Here is a 5,199-nt window from a genome sequence, read left to right on the forward strand (position 1 = left end):
GAGGCGGGGGGTGGGGGAGGTGCTGAGGTCACGAAGGGCCATGATCCGTACAACGGGGTGTACCGGGCAAGTGGGTTTCCCGGCCGCGCTACCAGCGGGCCGGCGGCGGCTGGGTCAGCTGGTCGGCCAGCCGGGCCAGCCGGTCCCGGAAGGTGCGCCGGCCGCCCGCCGGAGGCCGCCCGTTCTCCCCGGCGGCCGCGCTCACCAGGTGCTGCACGATGTCCAGGTCCACGTCGTCGTCCCCGCCGACCACCAGCGACTCGTGCGCCAGGCCGCCGACCTCCGGGTCGCCGCCGTCCAGGGTGAGCACCCGCGCCCCGGCCCGCCGGGCGTCGTGCACCCGCTCCAGCAGCCCCGCCCCCGGCCGCTCCGGCGCGACCAGCAGCACCGTCTCGCCCCGCCCCGCCGCCGCGATCCGGCCCAGCCCGACCGCCAGATGCGCCGGGTCGCCCGCCGCCACCCGGTGCCGTACGAGGGTGGGCGCCAGCTCCGGCAGCCCCGCCCAGGCGGACTCGTCGGACAGGTGGGCCGCCAGATGCCACGGCTCGTACGCCTCCGTCCCCGCCAGCAGCAGGCCGCCGCCGCGCGGGACGACGGAGGAGCGCAGGGCCAGCGCGAACCGGCGGGATTCCTGCGGCCACCGGGTTCCGGCCAGCACATCACGGAGCAGGGCGACCCGTACGGCATCCATGGCCCGGCATCCTGCCCCGGGCCCCGCCCCGGCCGGGCCCGTCGGCCGCTCCCTCACCCGAACGGGGGACGGCACGGCACACGGGATCGAGCGCCCACGGGGCGGCTTCCCCCTGTACTACCTGGCAGTAGGGTCGGCCCATGACTACACAGGACAGCAGCGGCAGCGCGCCCAAGCCCCCCGCCAAGGACCCCTGGGACCTCCCCGACGTATCCGCCCTGAGCGTCGGCGTGCTCGGCGGGACAGGACCGCAGGGGCGCGGCCTCGCCTACCGGCTCGCCCGCGCCGGACAGAAGGTCACCCTCGGCTCCCGGGACGCGGCCCGCGCCGAGCAGGCCGCGGCCGAGCTGGGCTTCGGCGTCGAGGGCGCGGACAACGCGGAGTGCGCCCGGCGCAGCGACATCGTGATCGTCGCCGTGCCGTGGGACGGCCACGCCAAGACGCTCCAATCCCTGCGCGAGGAGCTGGCGGGCAAGCTCGTCATCGACTGCGTCAACCCGCTCGGCTTCGACAAGAAGGGCGCCTACGCCCTCAAGCCGGAGGAGGGCAGCGCCGCCGAACAGGCCGCCGCCCTGCTGCCGGACTCCCGGGTCACCGCCGCCTTCCACCACCTCTCGGCGGTGCTGCTCCAGGACGAGTCCATCGAGGAGATCGACACCGACGTGCTGGTCCTGGGCGAGGTCCGCGCCGACACCGACCTCGTGCAGGCCCTGGCCGGCCGGATCCCCGGGATGCGGGGCATCTTCGCCGGCCGCCTGCGCAACGCCCACCAGGTCGAGTCGCTGGTCGCCAACCTGATCTCGGTCAACCGCCGCTACAAGGCCCACGCAGGACTGCGCACGACCGACGTCTGACCTGGCCCACCCGGCGGGCGCTCCGGCAACGTGCCCGGGCGCTCCCCGGGACGGGGCACAACGGGGCATGGGGGACACTGGACGGGACCGCGACCGTTCCCGGCAGGGAGCGCGACCCGTTCCCGACAGGAGCCGACCCCCATGCCCCGCATCGCTCTCTACGCCCTCGTCGTCTGCGTCCTCGCCGTCGCGGCGGCCGTGGTCTCCTTCGCCCAGGGCAGCCTGCTCGGGATCGTGTGGGTGCTCATCGCGGGGCTCTCGTCGAACATGACCTGGTTCTACGTCCGCCGGCTCCGGCTGACGGCCGCCGCCGACGCGAGCTGACCCCTCACCTGCCTCCCCCGCCTCGCCGTCCCACTGCGCGCAGGCCTCCGCCAATCAGGTCGTGCCTCCCGCTCCCCGGGCGTGCCCCGGGAGCGGAAGCCGTGCCGGGGCCGAGCATGTGACGGCCCCGCCACGGCCGTGGCAGGGCAGGACGAGGGAGGCCGCGTGGCAGACGCGAGGGACGACGCTTCGGGGTCGACCGCACAGACCAGTGACGGAACCCAGGGCTTCTGGGAAGAGGTGCGCGACGCCGTCACCGCCCGGGCCGCGCTCGTCATGCTCGGGGTACTCCTGCTGCAACTGGGCTTCGCCCTCTCCTACATGGGCGCCTTCCACGCGCCCGATCCGCGCAAGGTGCCGATCACCCTGGTCGCCCCGCCCGCCGTGGAACGGGACCTGACGGCCCGCCTCGACGCGCTGCCCGGCGAACCGCTCAAGGTCACCCCCGTCGCGGACCGCGCCGAGGCCCGCGCGCGGCTGCTGGACCGGCGCACCGACGCCGCCCTCGTCGTGGACCCGGCCGGACGCACCGACACGCTGCTCGTCGCCTCGGCGGGCGGCCCCTCGGCGACCGCCGCGGCCACCGAGATCCTCCAGGAGGTGGCCCGGGCGGAGAACCGGACGATCGTCGTGCGGGACCTCCGCGCACCGGCCGCGGGCGACTCGCGGGGCCTGTCGTCCTTCTACCTCGTCCTCAGCTGGACCATCGGCGGCTACCTCGCGGCCTCGGCCCTGAACATGGCGGCCGGCTCGAAGAAGCCCACCCTGCGGCGCACTCTGGTCCGGCTGACGGCGATGCTGCCGTACGGCTTCGTCTCGGGCATCGGCGGCGCGATCATCGTGGGCCCGGTGCTGAACTGCCTCCCGGGCGCGTTCTGGGAGCTGGCCGGCATCGGCACCCTGGTGGTGTTCGCCTCCGGTGCGGTGGGCGTCGCCCTCCAGTCGGTGGCCGGCACGGTCGGCCTCGGGCTCACCATCCTGATCTTCACGATCCTGGGCAACCCCAGCTCCGGCGGGGTGTACCCGTCCTCCCTGCTGCCGCCGTTCTGGAGCGCGATCGGCCAGGCGCTGCCTCCGGGGGCCGGTACGACGGTGGTCCGCAACACCGTCTACTTCGACGGCAACGCCACCACCGGCGCCCTCTGGGTCCTCGGCGCCTGGGCCTTCGGCGGTGTCGTGGTCGCGATTCTCGCCGCCGCCGTACGGGCGTCCCGGGCGGCGCGGCCCACCGCCCCGGCCGCCGGGCCCGTCGCCCCGCCGGTCTGACGCGGCGGCCCGGGCCGTGCGGTCGGTCGACCGCGGTCAGCCGACCGCGCAGCCCGGGTCCTGCTCGTCGAAGAGGCCGCGCCAGAAGCGGTACAGGTCGTAGCCGCAGTACCGCTGGAACTCCTCCACGCCCAGGCCGCGCAGCAGCGCGTGGACCGCGTCGAAGAACACGATGTTCACCTCGGGGATCCACAGGATCGCGAACACCGCGATCAGCCCGAACGGCGCGATCGGCTCCACCTGGCGGCGGATCCTGTACGAGAGCCAGGGCTCGATCACCCCGTACCCGTCCAGGCCCGGGATCGGCAGGGAGTTCAGGATCGCCGCCGTCACCTGGAGCATCGCCAGGAACGCGAGCGCGTACTGGAAAGCGCGCGGCACCCCGTCGAGCGCGTCCAGCCAGAACGGGGCCGTACACACGATCGCGAACGCCACGTTCGTCAGCGGCCCCGCCGCCGAGATCAGGCTGTGCTTCCACCGGCCGTGGATCCGGCCGCGCTCGATGTACACCGCCCCGCCGGGCAGCCCGATCCCGCCCATGATCACGAAGAGCACCGGCAGCACGATGCTGAGCAGCGCGTGCGTGTACTTCAGCGGGTTGAGCGTCAGATAGCCCTTCGCCCCGACCGAGAGGTCCCCGCTGTGCAGCGCGGTGCGGGCGTGCGCGTACTCGTGGAGGCAGAGCGAGACGATCCAGGCCCCGGTGACGAACAGGAAGACCGCGAAGCCGGTGGCGTCCGCGAAGCCCGTCCACACCGCCCAGCCCGCGACCGCGGTGACGGCGGCGATGCCGAGGAAGACCGGGCTGATCCTCCGGTCGCCGCGGGTGGCTGTGGTGGTCATCGGCGTTCGACTCCCTCGGGTGGGGGCGGGGTGACCGTACGGTCCGGCAGGACTGGAACGTCGGCGACCGTTTGTGGAGTTCCACCCGGTCAACGCCGGTCCGTCGTCCGTCACGGAGAATAGGCCCCGTGCACTACTGCGTCCTCGGCACCACCCGGGCACTCCGCGACGACGGCACGGCCGTCGCCCTCGGCGGGGCGCGGCTGCGCGCCCTGCTCACCGTTCTCGCGCTGCGCCCCGGAAGGACCGTCGCGGCCGGGGTCCTCGTCGACGAGGTGTGGGCCGGCGACCCGCCCGCGGATGCGGCCGGCGCCCTCCAGGCCCTCGTCGGGCGGCTCCGGCGGGCTCTGGGCCGCAGCGCCGTCGAGTCCGTGGCGGGCGGCTACCGGCTCGCCGTCCCGCCGGACGCCGTGGACCTGCACCGCTTCGAGCGGCTGGCGTGGGAGGGGAGCCGGGCCCTGGAGGACGGCGACGCGTCGGGCGCCCTCACCGTCCTGCGGGAGGCTCTCGCCCTGTGGACCGGGCCCGCCCTCGCCGATCTGCCCGACCGTACGGCGATCGCGTCCCGCTGGGAGGCCCGCAGGCTCGACGCCCGGCGGGCCGCGCTCGGGGCGCTCCTGGCCCTCGGGAGACCCGGGGAGGCGCTGCCGGAGCTGGCCGCGCTCTGCGACGCCCACCCGCTCGACGAACCGCTCAGGGCCCTGCGCATCCGGGCCCTGCGGGACACAGGACGCCCCGCCGAGGCACTGGCCGCGTACGAGGAGGTCCGCACCCTGCTCGACGACCGCCTCGGCACCGCACCCGGCCCGGCCCTGCGCGCCCTGCACACGGAGCTGCTCCACCCGGAGCCGTTCCCGCAGCCCTCGGGCGCGCCCGCGCCGGGGGCGTTCGCCCCGCCCCCGGTCTCGCCCGCGCCGGGGGCGTTGCCCCGGTCCCCGGCTTCGCCCGCCCCGGAGCCGTTCGCCCGGTCCTCGGCCTCAGCCGCGCAGGACCCCGCGCCGGGAGAGCCGTCCGTCGCGGGTGAGCCGCCCACCCCGGACGCCGGACCTGCCCGCGCGGCCGCCCCCCCCCCCGGGCCGCCCCCCCCCCCGGGCCCCCCCCGGGCGCCCCCCCCCCCGGCGGCCCCCCCCCCCCCCGCCCCCGCGGTCCGCATCGCGGACGACGGCGAGATCCTGCTGCGCGGCCCCGGCATCATGCAGGGCTACCACCGGCTGCCCGAGA

Annotated in this window: 6 protein-coding genes; 4 read left to right on the top strand and 2 right to left on the bottom strand. The window is 75.8% G+C overall.

All coding sequences use genetic code 11. From position 1 onward, the window contains the following. Positions 1-88: 88 nt before the first annotated feature. Positions 89-691 carry a hypothetical protein gene (locus JS521_RS33550; RefSeq protein WP_205086669.1) on the bottom strand — a complete coding sequence of 201 codons (603 nt, stop codon included), beginning with the start codon at positions 689-691 and terminating at the stop codon, positions 89-91. A 140-nt stretch (positions 692-831) separates the two neighbouring features. Between JS521_RS33550 and npdG the strand changes: the two genes are divergently transcribed. From npdG to JS521_RS33565, 3 genes are all read left to right on the top strand, one after another. After that, positions 832-1,545, top strand: coding sequence for an NADPH-dependent F420 reductase (gene npdG, locus JS521_RS33555; protein ID WP_205086670.1), 714 nt, complete (start codon positions 832-834; stop codon positions 1,543-1,545). A gap of 141 nt (positions 1,546-1,686) precedes the next feature. Further along, complete coding sequence (locus JS521_RS33560) at positions 1,687-1,869, top strand: hypothetical protein (protein WP_205086671.1); 183 nt, start codon at positions 1,687-1,689, stop codon at positions 1,867-1,869. A 165-nt stretch (positions 1,870-2,034) separates the two neighbouring features. Next, the gene (locus tag JS521_RS33565; protein ID WP_205086672.1) at positions 2,035-3,135 is read left to right on the top strand and encodes an ABC transporter permease; all 1,101 of its coding nucleotides are present in this window, start codon (positions 2,035-2,037) and stop codon (positions 3,133-3,135) included. 36 nt (positions 3,136-3,171) lie between these two features. Here the strand turns inward: JS521_RS33565 and JS521_RS33570 are convergent, their stop codons facing one another. Beyond that, the gene (locus tag JS521_RS33570; protein ID WP_205086673.1) at positions 3,172-3,978 is read right to left on the bottom strand and encodes a site-2 protease family protein; all 807 of its coding nucleotides are present in this window, start codon (positions 3,976-3,978) and stop codon (positions 3,172-3,174) included. Positions 3,979-4,106: 128 nt separating this feature from the next. Here JS521_RS33570 and JS521_RS37065 point away from each other — a divergent pair. Further along, on the top strand, positions 4,107-5,199 hold a 1,093-nt coding region (locus JS521_RS37065; protein WP_307847991.1), incomplete at its 3' end, for an AfsR/SARP family transcriptional regulator.

It is taken from the genome of Streptomyces durocortorensis (assembly GCF_016901035.1).
Classification (GTDB): domain Bacteria; phylum Actinomycetota; class Actinomycetes; order Streptomycetales; family Streptomycetaceae; genus Streptomyces; species Streptomyces durocortorensis.